The following is a 13,939-nucleotide window of genomic DNA, read 5'->3' as shown; positions in this document are numbered from 1 at the left end:
CTCTTTTTAACTTCCAAATTCCTTTTATTTTTTTAAGGACCTGCTCCATTCATCCTTAAAAACATAAAGTAAATTAAATCCATTAATAAATGGTCTTTATGGAAGGAGGAGTTAATATGGGCTATGGCGGTAGTTGTGGTGGAGGCTGTGGTTTCGGCGGCGGATTTGCCTTACTTGTTGTGCTCTTCATCTTATTAATCATCGTTGGCGCTAGCTGTTGGGGCGGCGGATTCGGCTGCTAAGGAGAGGCACTCTTGAGAGTGTCTTTTTTTTAATATGTGGCTCGTATACATATTGCTCAAAATTTCCGTTCTAGAAGTATTATAATATTAGCTTAACATGTCAGTTCCCCCTAATTAATAGGTAGTTCTAGCCTATAGAATTCTTTTAAATATAAAATGAAACTATATTTCTCAATGAATAAAACAATTTAACATGGTAAAATAATATTTGGATGGGAGTCCAATATATTATTAAAGTTAAGATGGTTCAAGTCGAAGGAAGGCACCTTAGGGTGTCTTTTCTTTTTTATAAATAATTATAAATTAAAATTGTAAAGGATGCTTACTACTTACAAGGAACATTTTCTTCCGTACAACTATTTATTTGAAACTAATTACTATTATAAATATAAAGAAGTTATGGATAAAGTAGTGAGGTAAATAAAACAAAATATAGATTTAATTCATGTTTCTCAACGAGGTACCACCAGCATTTTCAAAAAAATACGCTAAGCAAAAAAAATAATCAGCTGTCCATATGGACAGCTAATTTACATCATTACATTTCTATTATTTATCTTACCACTTGTACAGATACTGGTTTCCACCCCTGATTTTCTACCCAATCAATATTAACCTTATATTTTTTATTATTTTGCTTATCTCGTACATTACCGTAGGCTTTATTATTACCATTATTCCCAATAAAATCGAAAATCAATTGGCTCTCTGGAACATCAACAGCATAAGAAATTGCTTTTTTCATCTCACTCCAATCTACTGTTCCTTCTTTAAATTTCATTTCAGGTTTTGCTCCTTGCTCGGTACCAATTGGCTTCCAAGAAGGATTAGTTTGAGAACCCTTTTCTTGAGATGCCGTTTTTTCTTCCTCATTATTTTCAGTTCCGTTCGTTTTTACTGATTTTTCTGCTTTTGATTTCTCTTCTAGCTGTGCTGCTTCTTTATCTTCAGCTTTCTTCTCTTCTATCTTTGCTGTTTCTTTATCTTCAGTTTTCTTCTCTTCTATCTTTGCTGTTTCTTTATCTTCAGTTTTCTTCTCTTCTATCTTTGTTACTTTCTTTTCTTGAGCAATTGCTTTCGTTGATGTATTAGAAGGGGTAAACAATTGGTATGTCACTATACCAACTGTCACTAATACCAAAGTAAATGCAATATTAAAAATTGCCTTTTGACGACGATTCTGTTGTTTTTCTTGAAATCTGCTTACTTGTCCCATTCTTCAAACCTCCGTGTTTACTTTCTCCTCTACTCTTTATGTATTATCCCTAAAATTCTTAATATTTTTATTAAACAATAGAAATAAACTACACTTTCCATACAGGATTTCATATCATAATAAAATTTGTGTTTTTTCAAGTATCTGACATATGTTATTCAAAATAGTTTAATACATTAAAAATAGATAAGCTTCTGCACTTAAGAAACTTTCAATTTTATTCAAAGGTGATTCCAATTATGTCCATATTAGATCTCCTGTAGAAAGCTTTTTAACAATTAAACCTCTTCTTCCCTTATTTATAATTTTTAAATTAAAATTCCCTCTATAGTATAATAAAGATGTTTCGTTTTCTAATGGGGTATGTCGTAAAATCAAAAGGGATTTTATCTCTTTTACCTTCTTTTCAGAGTAAATTTCACCACTAGGAAATTCTATTATTCCTAATGTAATCTTTAATTCGCTCTCATCGAAAGGCCACTCCTTATTAAATTCCCTTATCTTTTGTATAAAGCTTCTTTTGGTTTGTCCTATATATAGCAATGTTACACTCTTAGCACATACTCTAGAGATTGCAAATATCCCCTTCTTAGAAGCTTCTTCCCTATTATAAAAATCATTTATACTATACATTCCATACCATTTAATATGTACTGTTTCTATGAATCTCACCTCATTTTTAGACAATATTATAATTTCTGAATGTTCAAATTATAATGGGCGCATAGTCCTGATTACTTGAATTATAAATTGTGCTTTTCAATAATACATTTTATTATTACTAATTTCAATAATACAAAAAAAATACAATATTATAGTTTAATTACAAAACTTTATAAAAAAACAAAGTGATGTCGTACCAAATATTATATTTTTTCAATATCAGACTACCATGAACAAAAGTTAGAGAGTTATTGAATAAAATATAATTTGTATGTACATACATTTCTTTAAAAAGAAGTTTTGTAGTTTGCAACTGAATTAAAAAACATAGATTTTTATGACTCTTTCGGAGATATACCAAAGTGGAATCTTTTATATGCACATTACTATACCGAACTTTCGGTATAGTATTTTTTTGCAGCTCCTTGATTTTTCACCAAATACGTATAAAAATCAATAGTAGGAAAATAAACTGCTGGCTAAAAGTTTACTTTCGATAAAATAAAAAAGGACCTGCTCCATTCATTCTTAAAAACATAAAGTAAAGTGAACCCGTTAAAATACATGAATGAACCTTAGTTTTAATCCTCTTACCTAAAGGAGGAACTATTATGGGCTATGGTGGTAGTTGCGGAGAAGGCTGTGGTTTTGCTGGAGGATTTGCTTTGCTTGTTGTACTCTTTATACTATTAATCATTATCGGATGCAGTTGCTTCTGCTAAAAAACTATTAGAAAGGACACTCTTATATGGGTGTCTTTTCTTTATGAAAAATATCTAACTATCAACCTTTTTCTTATGACTTCTAACATCAACAAAGGGTGATACAAACTATTACATATGTTTGTACCACCCTTTATTGATGCGTTTAGACTTCACAGTTGTTAAAGTTTTAGACTTCTCCCTTAGTGTACCCATATTATTAGAACATCCTGTAATCTGTAGACAAAATGTAGCTAATAAAAACAATATTAATAATTTCTTCAATAAATCCTCCTACATGCATAAAACACCATATGTTACAAAACAAACATAACATCAACTCTTTATAAAAACAATATAATCCTCGGTCCTTAAGCTATCTCTTAACATAGGAGTACCGCTACATATTCATACAGCCAAAATTTTAAAATATCCTCTACTTAAGGAATTTGTAAGTATCAAGTAAGAAAAACGAGAGCTTTGCTTCGTATAATCAAAATATAAAGTGAAGGAAGAAAGATTATTTCTGGGATTAATATGCATGTAACAAGAGAAGAAATCTACATTTTTTTAAAATAATAATATTAGTATGTCCAAGTTTTGGAGATTGCTTGCAAATATTTTGAAGTTTTCGCACCAGAATTCTAATTACCATACCTGTTTTGTACCATCACATATTGGAGGTTGAAACATGAATAAAAAAAAGAAAATACAAAAATCAGTCCTTACCTTTACCCTACTCTTTTCTTTAGGCGTTTCATCTTTCCCGCTTACAACAACTATTCACGCAGATACACATGAGGAACAATCTGCTGAAAAGAAACTAGTCTCTTTAACGGAGCGTACATCATTATTTTTTGAATATCTCCAGAAAGGTAAGTATGCAGAGGCACTACAGTTGACGTCTGCTGCTTTTCAATCCAAGTTTACAGCAACCACATTACAAAACTGGTGGACACAAAGTGGCTGGGGCGGGATAAAAAGTATGGGAACCCCCGTGATAAAAGAACGAAACTTGGTCCATCAGACGGTGGAAATTCCAGCAGATACCGAAGGAACTACCATACCGCCACTCCTTAAATTCACACCTGGCGGGAAAGTAGATGAAATTGGAGAAAGGCCACTCGAGGAATCTTATACCATCCCGCATCCTAGCTATGATCAACCTAACTCCTATCAAGAACGTGAAATCGTCATTGGAAATTCTACCTATCCGTTACCAGCGACATTAACAGTTCCGAAACATAAGCGTGGTGAAAAACTGCCCGTAGTTGTTCTTGTTCATGGTGCTGGCATCCATGATCGCGATAGCACATATATGGGAACAAAAATCTTACGAGACATTGCGGTGGGCCTTTCATCCAATGGAATTGCAGTGTTGCGCTATGAAAAACGCACCTTAGAACATGCATTAAAGATGAGTACAGAACCTATTACGTTAGACCGTGATACTACAGATGATGCTATATTTGCAGCAAAATCAGCAGCGCAGCAGGAAGGCATTGATCCAAATAATATTTTCATTCTTGGACATAGCCTAGGAGCTGGCACAATGCCACGTATACTAAGCAAAGCACCTTCCACACTTGTCCGAGGAAGCATCTTACTCGCACCACCTGCACGCCCTTTGACTGACATTGCTATTGATCATTCTCAATACCTTGGGGCGTCAAAGGAAGAAATCGATGAACTAAAAAGGCAGGTCGCTTTTATTCAGGATCCTACTTTCAATCCTGACCATCCTCCAGCTGGCTACAATTTTGGGTCACCTCATTTTATGTATGATGTTTCTAGGTGGCGTCCAGTTGAAGAGGCAAAATCACGAAAAGAGCCTTTACTCATTCTGCAAGGAGCACGTGATTATCAAGTAACAGTAAAAGATGAATATACAAAATGGCAGAAAAGACTTTCAAACCGCGGGAATGTTCAGTTCAAAAAATATCCGAAATTGAATCATTTCTTCACGGAGGGTGACGGGGAATTAAGCCTCCCTAGTGAATATGAAATCCCTGCTAACGTTCCCGAATACGTCATCCAGGACATTATTACATGGGTCAACGAGACAAAAAAATAAGAAAACATCAAAAGCCTTCATGCAATCATTATTGCGTGAAGGCTTTTTGAAACTAGTGATTCAGAGATAGCTATTATTTTATATAATATTTGCCCCAAAACGAAAAATTAGAGTCTTTTATAGCAATGAAGTTCATTTTAAGAGCAACCTGTTCTGTGAGCTTAACGATGATGGGCGGTACCCCTAGAATAAAGAAACAAGAGTAGTTAAAGAGACTACTCTTGTTTCTTTTCCTTCTCTTCTTTTTCAATTTCAGATACAGATTTTGCTGGTTTTTTAATCATTTTATCTAATTCCCCAGAACAACCAAACTTATCCTCAAATTTATCTGTAGTACTTATACTTGCATCAAACCATAATTCCTTATCATTATTTATATATCCTTCTACAGAAGGAACTCCCATTGGACTTACATCATTTTTTGTAAATTTAATAGATTTTACATCTTTAATATTATAGTGAATATATTTTTCTACTCGTTCTTTTTGTTCATTCCAAAACTTTTCTTCTTTTTCTTTTTGTTTTAAGTATTCCATAGTAAAATATCCTCCTGCTATGATCACCACAGCAGATACAATCAAAATCATTACTTTCTTCATTGGAAATCCCCTTATATTCCAAGCTAGTTAACATATGCTCTTTCTAAAGTAGGGTACAGAAACCAAGAGTAGTCGCAAGAACTACTCTTGGTTTTTTTCTTTCTCTTCTTTTTCAATTTCCGATACTGATTTTTCAGGATTTTTTATAAGTTTTCCTAATTTCCCAGAACGCGTAAATTTGTCTTCAAAGTTTTCAGTTGTACTTATACTAGCTATAAAATCTAATTCTTTATTATTATTTATATAACCTTTTATATGAGGAACTCCCATTGGACTTATCTTATTTTCTGTAAATGTAATAGATTTTACATTTTTAATATTATAGTGAATATACTTTTCTACTCGTGCCTCTTGTGCCTTCCAAAACTTTTCTTCTTTTTCTTTTTGATTTAAGTATTCCATAGTAAAATATCCTCCTGCTATGATCACCACAGCAGATACAACCAAAATCATTACTTTCTTCATTGGAAATCTCCTTATAAAAAGCCTACCAATGTATTCTTCTTAAAATGGGATACAGAAAATAAGAGTAGTGCAAAGACTACTCTTGTTTTTTTTCTTTCTCTTCTTTTTCGATTTCAGATACAGATTTTGCAGGTTTTTTTATCATTTCATCTAATTCTCCAGAACGCGTAAATTTATTTTCAAAGTTTTTAGTTGTACTTATACTAGCTATAAAATCTAATTCTTTATTATTGTTTATATAACCTTTTAATTTAGGGACTCCCATAGGACTTACACCCTTTTCTATAAACGTAATAGATTTTACATCTTCAATATTATAATAAATATACTTTTCTACTCGTGCCTCTTGTACTTTCCAAAATTGTTCTTCTTTTTCTTTTTGTTTTAAGTATTCCATAGTAAAATACCCTCCTGCTATAATACAAATAATGGATAAAACAATCACCAATTTCTTTTTCATTAAAAATCCCCTTGTATTTGAATATAGTTAAAATATACCATGAAATGAGTTGAGACATATGAATGAATTAAAAAAAAATCCAATTGCGACAGATGAAGATTATTTCGAGTTATCAGATAAAGTTTATGATCCCGAAGTTTTAAAAAAGAAAAAAGTAATAACAGGAAGTAACGGGAAAGAATGGAAAGTTATAGAAACATTTGATGCAGATGACACAAAAGTGAAAAACGGATTACAAGCAATCGCTGTAGTACCTGCAAATAAGTATAAGCCTGGTAAAAAACAGTATGACGATGTAATCATTGCATTCCGTGGTACTGAATTTGATAGATTCGATGGAGATAAAACCACAGATATAGTTCAAATTACACTTGGACAGAAAAAGAACCTTGGTGTAGCAGGCGGAAAAGCTCCGACATCATTTGATAGTGCATTAGAATTTACAGAAAAAATTAAGAAAAAATATAATCCTACATCTATTCACACTACCGGACATAGTAAAGGTGCTGCGGAGGCTCAATATGTAGCAGCAGAAATGAATTGTTATGCAACAACATATGCTGCACCAAATATTTATAGATTACTAAGTGATAAAGCAAAAAAACGAGTAGATGAAGGCGTAATGGAAAATAAAGTAGTAGATTATACTCATAAAGAAGATGCTGTAGGAAATTTCAATCAATTTGGAGCACCTATGATTGGTAAACAATTTACAACGAAAAGTAATGGAACAGATAGTATTCTCGCGGCTGTATTTATGGGACAACATCCAATGTCAACATTTCTAGAAATGTTCCACAATAATGGTAGTGTTCGACTAGAATTAGAACCAGATGATATCATTCGTCATGCAAAAGAGATACAAAAAATAAGCGATATATTATCTGATATTATTAGAAATATAGAAAGATTTCAACAACAAGAAGAAGAGGAAGTTGCGAAATTAAAGAGTCAATTGAAGCATGAGACAGGACCTGGAGGAAAATATCATCTGTTAGAAGAACATGAAGTAGATGAAGCAATTAGAGAGGTTGCAAAAATATCCCAAAACGGAAAAGACTATTTTCATGATATACAACTAGCAGAAGAACTAATTCATCTTTTACGGAAAAAACAAAAAGAATTGATTCATTTTGGAGATGATATTGCTTATGCAGCTAATTCATTACGAGATAAAGATAATCAATTAGGAACAAATTTTGAAGGACTGGCGGCGAGATAATATGATGGATTTTATAGGGGAAATTCAAAAAATAGAGAAAGAAATAGAGAAAGCTACAGTTGGTGCAGTTGGAACTATTATAGATGAGTTGCAAGCTGTTAAAAAGCAATTAGAAAAAGAAATGCAACAATCACTTTTAAAAACTGATGTAGCATTCAAAACAAATAGCATAGTAGCAAGCCAAAAACATGCCATTCAAAAAAACAAAGAAGCATTTCATGATGTATGCAAAAGTTTATCTGAACAAGGAATTGAATTAAACAAAAGTTTTGAAAGCAAAACAGGTAGTGCAATAAAAGAAACATTACATAAACATCTCGATCAAATTCGAAATGAAATGATTTCTAAACAATATGATTTAATTAATAGTTGTGGAAAAAAATAAAAAATTTCTATTATTATTTTAATCTATATGTATTAGAAAAAGTCCCCTTATGTAGGACTTTTTCTAATACACGAATAGATGCTATATTATCAAGCATTGCTCCTGCTTCAATTCTATGTAGCTTTAATTCCCTAAAAGCAAAATATACAACAAGTTGAAGAGCCTCTGTTGTATAGCCCTTTGCATTATGCTCCTTATCTAAAGTAAATCCTGTATAACAGCTTTGGAGGTCTCCCCTAACAATTTGAGTTAATGAAATGTCTCCGATCAGTTTATCATTTTCTCTTAAAAAGATTCCAAAAGGATTACTTGCCCTTCAGCTTTCTTTTTTCATACTTGTTCAAGACGTATTTTTTGATGTTATTTTGTATAAAAAACTTTTGCTATCAACCTGTTCGAAAAATTGATAAAGAATAAGAGATTGAAGGATGAAAACAGAAGACTACAAGGAAAACTGTATGAACAAATATAATGAAACAAGGCTCTTACTTTGTAGTGGTATCCACGAAGTAAAAGCCTTGTTTTTTCTACTCATTTTTTATATCAGTCTTGATTTTCCAATGGAAAGGCACAGAAAATCTACTACAGAAGTTGTGATACCTCTAGGATTAACAAATTCTTTAAATTTCTGTGTACTACGTACAAGCCCTCTACTTTTGGCATGTGCCTCTAATTCAGCTCGAACTTGTATTGTATCCGGAGCCATTCTTTCTAAAGCATGTTCAGAATATTTACGAACATTGATTTCAAGTTTTTAAAACTCATTTATTGTAACTGTAAAATGTGGCTTGAATTTTACTTCGATTGTTTTGTTTTCTACGCCACCTTGGACATATAATGAGTCATTACGGGTATAGATTCGTTTCGCCGAATGCATCTTGGTTTCAAAGATGCATTTATTTTTATAATACAAATTTAATTCAACAGTTTCTTCGTAATAACACATAATCATTACTAATTCAAAACCTAATTTATCTATTTTATTATATCTATATGCACCTGCACCTGGAATAAAATAATCTTCTGGTTCACTCTCGAATATTTCTAATAATTCATATTCATCATATTGTATATTCAATTTAACAACTCCTTACGTGAATGGGCTCAATCCACTTTATTTATAATATTCACGATTTATTAGGTACAACGGAAACAACATCGCCATTATCATTCAATACGACTCTAACATCTTTCCCATCGTATTGCCATAGACCAGGTTTATTTCCAGGTTTTTTAGTAGCATGCTTAATTGTTTCTTCTACTACACTTGGTGTTACACCACGTGGATCAACTTTTTTTAATTCCTCCATGTATTCTTTTGATCCGAATGTGTAACCATTCCTTTCAGCTCTTTCGCGTGCACGCTTTGTAAGTTCTGCTCGAACCTGAATTGTATCAGGTGCCATTCTTTCAAGCGCATGTTCAGTATACTTACGCCCATCAATGACGCCGCCACCTCTTGGCATACTCCATCCAATCTCTTCAGTTACCTTTGATACTTTCCCTAAATCCTTCGCTTTTTGCTCTAACTCTCCATATTTACCAAATACTCGACCAATAACTTTAGGAGTGCCACCTACAACTGTAGAAACAGTTCCCCATACATAATCATTCGGCTCATATTTTCTGTCTGTGAAAAATTCTCTTCCATTTTATCTGGATCAACACGTACTTGCCTCAACTAATTTCCTTCCTTCACCTATATGTATAAAACTTCCAAATATAAGTATAGCAAATTGATAGAGTTGGTCCAGACATGATTCGTAAATGTGTACTTTTTAATATGTTAGCGGGCCCCATATTATTTAAATTAAGATGATTCAAGTCGGAGGAAGGCTCCTTTGGGTGTCTTTTCTTTATGAATAGAAAGCACGCCTATTTCCGTAGGTGTAGTAAATGGTAACCCCTATTACCATTTATTTAAATATTTCTAAGTTGATATTATATAATTTAGATATATTTAAATTGTATTTTTATTATATAAGTAGTGCAAAAGAAGTTAGACTTTGTTATCATGTTCTACGAATTAAAATTATTTCAAGGAGGATTTTTTGTGTTTGGTATATTAAAAAAACAATGTCGATTCAATAAAATGTCGGCAATATCGTTAGGGATTTTTGTGTTTTATATGATTTTAAAGCAACTTATCGCACTAGTTTATTTCATTAGTGATGAACAGTTTGGCGGGATGAGCATTTCGTTTGACGCAATTGATTTGTTAGTTGTTCTAATAATTTATTTTTATTATCGTAGATCTAAAGAGCCTTTTACAAATCAAAATAATTTTACGATGAGTTTGCCAAAAAGCTTACTTTTAGGTCTAGTACTAACTGTAGTATGTAAATCCCTACCGCTGTTACTAGCAGACTTTATAAGTTTTCAGTCATCTAATCAAGTTGAATTAGAAAGCCAAGTAACGTTACCCATTTTAGTCTTCGCATTTTCTATTGCTCTAGTAGCACCCATTGGTGAAGAAATTGTCTATCGTGGTGTTATACAGCATGGAATTTTTAAAAATTCCTGGTTAGGTGTACTTGTTTCTTCAGCTATTTTTGCAGGTATGCATGTTAGTCTTCTTTCTTTAGAAACAATTCCATATTTCCTTTTGGGAATTGGTTTAGGTTGTACTTATAAGTTAACCGGGCGTTTATATGTGGGAATTATAATGCACATGATTAATAATTCGCTAGCAGTGATTGCTATTTATTATTTTTAACTAAAAGAATAAGAGAGAATATGCTACAGGTGAATATTAAGAAAATTAATTTGTTAATATCTTAACTCTATTTTAGACCGAACCGTCCGGTCTAAAACGTTAATTCAAGTCAGAAGACACCTTTGGGTGTCTTTTTTTCTGCATTAAAAAGCCCACCTATTTTCCTAGGTAGGCCTTTTTTGATTTTGCATTAGCGCGATGATATTATAACAAAACTCCTTAATCCTCAAACTCCCCGATTGTTCTTCTTTAATATACTTAAGATGATTCTATGTATATTAGTCTAAAGTACGAGCAGCTGCATAGAATGATCCAGAACCACCATTTCTGTGAGTAACTTTAAGCTTATATTTACCTTTTGGAAGAGTATTGTACGTATTTGTAAAACCCTTTCCTGCTGCTAACGATCCAGAACCAATAACATTACCTTTTGAGTCTTTTAAAGACCAGTCAAGTGTACCTTTAGTATTGTTTGTCATATGAACTCTCATATCTGCTTTTTTTACATGCTCGAACGGTACTTCTCTTTCACCATTCATCAGACTGAAATCATCTTTAAGTATTTGGGTACGTTGGACAATTGGTGCAGAATTTTTAGTATTATCTACACCTTCTGTACTTGCTGATGTTGCCCCAATCCCTCCAGTTAATACGATACCAGTTGTTAATGTTCCTACTACTAATTTCTTAAACATAATAAATCCCCCTTAAATATTTTTTATAACTTGCACCTTAAATGTATCACTTTTGTATCTTTTGTAAATATTTTCAATTTGTAGAAATATTTATTTAATTATTAACAATATTGGGATTGCATTTTATCAAATGGAAAATAGAGGTATTTTAATAGGTATGTAAAAATGCATAATAAATGAACCGAATATTATGATATACTCTCAAAGAGCTGATACAAAACTTCTTTAGATTGGAAAACTAAAGTCTTATCTACCCAATTGTGGGGGCGCCTTATGGCGTCTTTTTTTTATAAGAAACCTCCAAGCATTCATACACTTGAGGGCTTATCAATTGAAAGGTAGAACTGTTTGTAATTCCTTAAATTAAGAACAAAGCGGGATTATTCCTAAACCAATTAATAGAGCTGCAGCAAACGCTGGAATTGGCACAGGGATCTCGATACTTTCTACAACTAAGAAGTATTGTCCACTTACTACTTTAAAACAAACTAATTGCATTAATTAAGAGGTTTAGTGCACTACTTCTTGGAAGTTGATCTTGTAGCGCTCTTTCTCGTAATTCACTATGTTTTCCAAAGAAAATAGTGAAAGGCAAGGCGATGAATACATTTACAAAATGACAAAACTGTAAGAATACACGAATGTTTGTAAGAAAGTTCGATGTTTTCCTTTTTCTTTTTTTATTATAGTGAAAAAGAAGAACGAAATATTCTCTTATGTAGGAAAGGAAGATAATAATGATTGATCTATTAAATAAATGGATGTTAGAAAGTACAGGCAATTTCAATATCGTTGTAGGACTTACAGCACTTCTATTTTTGGGTTCAGTAATTGCACTTATTATTATTTACAAAAAAATTGGTAAACGAGATGAAAGAACAAATGCTATTTATTTAAAAATTACTTCTCGTATGTTTACTACTCAAATTCTAATGAATGCTATATTTATTTCTTTAGTTGGTAAAGATATTGAGAATTTCCGTCAAATCTTTATATTATTTGAAGCTTTTGTATTTTTTATTGGAGCTATTTATTCGTTTAAATTATATAGACAGGAATATAAATAATTCACTTGCAAGAAACAATAAAAAAACAGTAGTGTATAAAATCACTACTGTTTTTTATTATGTATCTTCGAATGTAAACTTATGAATACTAGTCTACTTTCTATCATTTTCCAAGAATTTTATGTAGAAATTACAACATTTCTTATTTCAAACCGAAATTACGTGATAATTCTTCATCATGAGAAGCAACAGCCTCTGCAGTTTTATTAAGCTGCATATTAATTTCTTGTAATAGCTGTGCAAAGTTTTGTACTTTTGGCTTTAATTCATTGAACTGTTGGTCAAAACCTTCAAATGCACGGCCTTCCCATTCTCCTCTTAATTCATTTTGTAAGTTTTGTAGTTGACGTAAAATGTCCTCAATTTGATTTGCACTTTGTCCATATCGAGTCGCTTTCGATTTAAGCTCCTCTGGTGACATACGAATTTGTCCAGCCATTTTTATCTCCCCTTTAGTACATAATGAGTAAAATGCGTATTTGGTTAATTTTACTAAATATATTATAATGCATTGTTAAAAACTTTCAAATATTTTATTTTTCTATAATAAAAAACAAGAGTAATCACAAAGACTACTCTTGTTTCTTTTCCTTCTCTTCTTTTTCAATTTCAGATACCGACTTTTCAGGGTCTTTTATAAGTTTTCCAAGTTCTCCAGAACGTGTGAAATCATCTTCGAAATTTTCTGTAGTACTAATATAAGCTATAAAATCCAATTCTTCATTATTATTTATATAACCTTTTAATCTGGGAACACCCATTGGACTTACACTGTGTTCTTTAAATGTAATCGATTTTACATCTTGAATATTGTAATGAATATACTTTTCTACTCGTGCCTCTTGTGCCTTCCAAAACTTTTCTTCTTTTTCTTTTTGTTTTAAGTATTCCATAGTAAAATACCCTCCTACTATGAGCAACACAACAGATACAACCAAAATCATTACTTTCTTCATTGGAAATTCCCCTTATAAAAAACTTACCATTGCATTCTTCTTAAAATGGGATAAAGAAGAAAAGAATAGTGCAAAGACTACTCTTGTTTCTTTTCCTTCTCCTCTTTTTCAATTTCAGATACGGATTTTGCAGGTTTTTTTATCATTTCATCTAATTCTCCAGAACATCCAAAATCATCTTCAAAATTCTCGGTAGTACTAATATGGGCTATAAACGACAATTGTTCATCTTTATTTATATAACCTTTTAATTTAGGAATGCCCATAGGACTTACCTCATATTTTGTAAACGTAATCGATTGTACATCTTGAATATTGTAATGAATGTATTTTTCTACTCGTGCCTCTTGTGCCTTCCAAAACTTTTCTTCTTTTTCTTTTTGTTTTAAGTATTCCATAGTAAAATATCCTCCTGCTATAATACAAATAATGGATAAAATAATTACCAATTTCTTTTTCATTTAAAATCCCCTTGTAT

Annotated in this window: 18 protein-coding genes and 3 pseudogenes; 8 read left to right on the top strand and 13 right to left on the bottom strand. The window is 31.9% G+C overall.

Annotation, left to right across the window (positions count from 1 at the left end; all coding sequences use genetic code 11):
- Positions 1-116: 116 nt before the first annotated feature.
- Positions 117-242 (top strand): YjcZ family sporulation protein, encoded by a 126-nt coding sequence (locus HFD78_RS00855; protein ID WP_000540377.1) that lies wholly within the window; start codon positions 117-119, stop codon positions 240-242.
- Positions 243-795: 553 nt separating this feature from the next.
- Here HFD78_RS00855 and HFD78_RS00850 read toward each other — a convergent pair.
- Positions 796-1,458 carry a YrrS family protein gene (locus HFD78_RS00850; protein WP_109103147.1) on the bottom strand — a complete coding sequence of 221 codons (663 nt, stop codon included), beginning with the start codon at positions 1,456-1,458 and terminating at the stop codon, positions 796-798.
- Between the two features lie 237 nt (positions 1,459-1,695).
- Positions 1,696-2,130, bottom strand: coding sequence for a hypothetical protein (locus HFD78_RS00845; protein ID WP_033668449.1), 435 nt, complete (start codon positions 2,128-2,130; stop codon positions 1,696-1,698).
- Positions 2,131-2,732: 602 nt separating this feature from the next.
- Here HFD78_RS00845 and HFD78_RS00840 point away from each other — a divergent pair.
- Both HFD78_RS00840 and HFD78_RS00835 read left to right on the top strand, forming a co-directional pair.
- Entirely contained in the window at positions 2,733-2,843 is a 111-nt protein-coding gene (locus tag HFD78_RS00840) for a YjcZ family sporulation protein (protein WP_000540371.1), read from the top strand.
- Positions 2,844-3,513: 670 nt separating this feature from the next.
- Positions 3,514-4,896, top strand: coding sequence for an alpha/beta hydrolase (locus HFD78_RS00835; protein WP_001035257.1), 1,383 nt, complete (start codon positions 3,514-3,516; stop codon positions 4,894-4,896).
- A 215-nt stretch (positions 4,897-5,111) separates the two neighbouring features.
- Here HFD78_RS00835 and HFD78_RS00830 read toward each other — a convergent pair whose 3' ends face one another.
- From HFD78_RS00830 to HFD78_RS00820, 3 genes are all read right to left on the bottom strand, one after another.
- Positions 5,112-5,495, bottom strand: a complete 384-nt coding sequence (locus tag HFD78_RS00830; protein ID WP_000757417.1) for a DUF1433 domain-containing protein — start codon at positions 5,493-5,495, stop codon at positions 5,112-5,114.
- Between the two features lie 81 nt (positions 5,496-5,576).
- Positions 5,577-5,960, bottom strand: coding sequence for a DUF1433 domain-containing protein (locus HFD78_RS00825; RefSeq protein ID WP_000757429.1), 384 nt, complete (start codon positions 5,958-5,960; stop codon positions 5,577-5,579).
- A gap of 76 nt (positions 5,961-6,036) precedes the next feature.
- Entirely contained in the window at positions 6,037-6,420 is a 384-nt protein-coding gene (locus HFD78_RS00820; protein WP_000728344.1) for a DUF1433 domain-containing protein, read from the bottom strand.
- 58 nt (positions 6,421-6,478) lie between these two features.
- Between HFD78_RS00820 and HFD78_RS00815 the strand changes: the two genes are divergently transcribed.
- Both HFD78_RS00815 and HFD78_RS00810 read left to right on the top strand, forming a co-directional pair.
- Positions 6,479-7,642, top strand: coding sequence for an alpha/beta hydrolase family protein (locus tag HFD78_RS00815; protein WP_001004180.1), 1,164 nt, complete (start codon positions 6,479-6,481; stop codon positions 7,640-7,642).
- 1 nt (position 7,643) lies between these two features.
- Positions 7,644-8,027 (top strand): hypothetical protein, encoded by a 384-nt coding sequence (locus HFD78_RS00810; protein WP_000968628.1) that lies wholly within the window; start codon positions 7,644-7,646, stop codon positions 8,025-8,027.
- A gap of 55 nt (positions 8,028-8,082) precedes the next feature.
- On the opposite strand, the pseudogene HFD78_RS00805 reads toward HFD78_RS00810, so the two are convergent.
- Positions 8,083-8,417, bottom strand: a pseudogene (locus tag HFD78_RS00805) (GNAT family N-acetyltransferase); the annotation flags it as partial.
- A 38-nt stretch (positions 8,418-8,455) separates the two neighbouring features.
- Here HFD78_RS00805 and HFD78_RS00800 point away from each other — a divergent pair.
- Positions 8,456-8,785, top strand: coding sequence for a hypothetical protein (locus HFD78_RS00800; RefSeq protein WP_000845490.1), 330 nt, complete (start codon positions 8,456-8,458; stop codon positions 8,783-8,785).
- Here the strand turns inward: HFD78_RS00800 and HFD78_RS00795 are convergent.
- Both HFD78_RS00795 and HFD78_RS29900 read right to left on the bottom strand, forming a co-directional pair.
- The gene (locus tag HFD78_RS00795) at positions 8,782-9,105 is read right to left on the bottom strand and encodes a hypothetical protein (protein ID WP_001025896.1); all 324 of its coding nucleotides are present in this window, start codon (positions 9,103-9,105) and stop codon (positions 8,782-8,784) included. The genes HFD78_RS00800 and HFD78_RS00795 overlap by 4 nt on opposite strands.
- Positions 9,106-9,154: 49 nt before the next feature.
- Positions 9,155-9,679 (bottom strand): annotated as a pseudogene (locus tag HFD78_RS29900) (hypothetical protein); the annotation flags it as partial.
- Between the two features lie 401 nt (positions 9,680-10,080).
- Between HFD78_RS29900 and HFD78_RS00785 the strand changes: the two are divergent.
- A complete protein-coding gene (locus HFD78_RS00785) occupies positions 10,081-10,743 on the top strand; it encodes a CPBP family intramembrane glutamic endopeptidase (RefSeq protein WP_000467045.1) in 663 nt (220 codons plus the stop codon).
- 278 nt (positions 10,744-11,021) lie between these two features.
- Here HFD78_RS00785 and HFD78_RS00780 read toward each other — a convergent pair whose 3' ends face one another.
- Together HFD78_RS00780 and HFD78_RS30030 are read right to left on the bottom strand one after the other, a co-directional pair.
- Positions 11,022-11,438 (bottom strand): hypothetical protein, encoded by a 417-nt coding sequence (locus HFD78_RS00780; RefSeq protein WP_000473855.1) that lies wholly within the window; start codon positions 11,436-11,438, stop codon positions 11,022-11,024.
- Between the two features lie 481 nt (positions 11,439-11,919).
- Positions 11,920-12,036 (bottom strand): annotated as a pseudogene (locus HFD78_RS30030) (transposase); the annotation flags it as partial.
- Between the two features lie 139 nt (positions 12,037-12,175).
- On the opposite strand from HFD78_RS30030, the gene HFD78_RS00775 reads away from it, so the two are divergent.
- Complete coding sequence (locus tag HFD78_RS00775) at positions 12,176-12,505, top strand: hypothetical protein (protein WP_061654792.1); 330 nt, start codon at positions 12,176-12,178, stop codon at positions 12,503-12,505.
- A gap of 142 nt (positions 12,506-12,647) precedes the next feature.
- Here the strand turns inward: HFD78_RS00775 and HFD78_RS00770 are convergent, their stop codons facing one another.
- The 3 genes from HFD78_RS00770 to HFD78_RS00760 form a co-directional block, all read right to left on the bottom strand.
- Positions 12,648-12,944 carry a WXG100 family type VII secretion target gene (locus tag HFD78_RS00770; RefSeq protein WP_000918604.1) on the bottom strand — a complete coding sequence of 99 codons (297 nt, stop codon included), beginning with the start codon at positions 12,942-12,944 and terminating at the stop codon, positions 12,648-12,650.
- Positions 12,945-13,077: 133 nt separating this feature from the next.
- Positions 13,078-13,461, bottom strand: coding sequence for a DUF1433 domain-containing protein (locus HFD78_RS00765; RefSeq protein ID WP_000757435.1), 384 nt, complete (start codon positions 13,459-13,461; stop codon positions 13,078-13,080).
- Positions 13,462-13,538: 77 nt separating this feature from the next.
- Positions 13,539-13,922: a DUF1433 domain-containing protein gene (locus tag HFD78_RS00760; RefSeq protein WP_000728337.1), complete on the bottom strand. Its 384-nt coding sequence runs from the start codon at positions 13,920-13,922 to the stop codon at positions 13,539-13,541.
- Between the last annotated feature and the right edge of the window lie 17 nt (positions 13,923-13,939).

The organism is Bacillus sp. EKM501B, from assembly GCF_011800505.1.
GTDB classification, from domain to species: Bacteria; Bacillota; Bacilli; order Bacillales; family Bacillaceae_G; genus Bacillus_A; species Bacillus_A cereus.
The sequence above is the reverse complement of the archived record's forward strand: the minus strand, read 5'-3'. Positions and strand labels throughout refer to the sequence as shown.

Excerpts from the sequence above, each read along its gene's own strand:
- HFD78_RS00770 (WP_000918604.1), bottom strand. The coding sequence starts at position 12,944 with ATGGCTGGACAAATTCGTATGTCACCAGAGGAGCTTAAATCGAAAGCG.
- HFD78_RS00825 (WP_000757429.1), bottom strand. The coding sequence starts at position 5,960 with ATGAAGAAAGTAATGATTTTGGTTGTATCTGCTGTGGTGATCATAGCA.
- HFD78_RS00760 (WP_000728337.1), bottom strand. The coding sequence starts at position 13,922 with ATGAAAAAGAAATTGGTAATTATTTTATCCATTATTTGTATTATAGCA.
- HFD78_RS00855 (WP_000540377.1), top strand. The coding sequence starts at position 117 with ATGGGCTATGGCGGTAGTTGTGGTGGAGGCTGTGGTTTCGGCGGCGGA.
- HFD78_RS00775 (WP_061654792.1), top strand. The coding sequence starts at position 12,176 with ATGATTGATCTATTAAATAAATGGATGTTAGAAAGTACAGGCAATTTC.
- HFD78_RS00780 (WP_000473855.1), bottom strand. The coding sequence starts at position 11,438 with ATGTTTAAGAAATTAGTAGTAGGAACATTAACAACTGGTATCGTATTA.
- HFD78_RS00840 (WP_000540371.1), top strand. The coding sequence starts at position 2,733 with ATGGGCTATGGTGGTAGTTGCGGAGAAGGCTGTGGTTTTGCTGGAGGA.
- HFD78_RS00830 (WP_000757417.1), bottom strand. The coding sequence starts at position 5,495 with ATGAAGAAAGTAATGATTTTGATTGTATCTGCTGTGGTGATCATAGCA.
- HFD78_RS00810 (WP_000968628.1), top strand. The coding sequence starts at position 7,644 with ATGATGGATTTTATAGGGGAAATTCAAAAAATAGAGAAAGAAATAGAG.
- HFD78_RS00820 (WP_000728344.1), bottom strand. The coding sequence starts at position 6,420 with ATGAAAAAGAAATTGGTGATTGTTTTATCCATTATTTGTATTATAGCA.
- HFD78_RS00765 (WP_000757435.1), bottom strand. The coding sequence starts at position 13,461 with ATGAAGAAAGTAATGATTTTGGTTGTATCTGTTGTGTTGCTCATAGTA.
- HFD78_RS00800 (WP_000845490.1), top strand. The coding sequence starts at position 8,456 with ATGAAAACAGAAGACTACAAGGAAAACTGTATGAACAAATATAATGAA.
- HFD78_RS00850 (WP_109103147.1), bottom strand. The coding sequence starts at position 1,458 with ATGGGACAAGTAAGCAGATTTCAAGAAAAACAACAGAATCGTCGTCAA.
- HFD78_RS00835 (WP_001035257.1), top strand. The coding sequence starts at position 3,514 with ATGAATAAAAAAAAGAAAATACAAAAATCAGTCCTTACCTTTACCCTA.
- HFD78_RS00815 (WP_001004180.1), top strand. The coding sequence starts at position 6,479 with ATGAATGAATTAAAAAAAAATCCAATTGCGACAGATGAAGATTATTTC.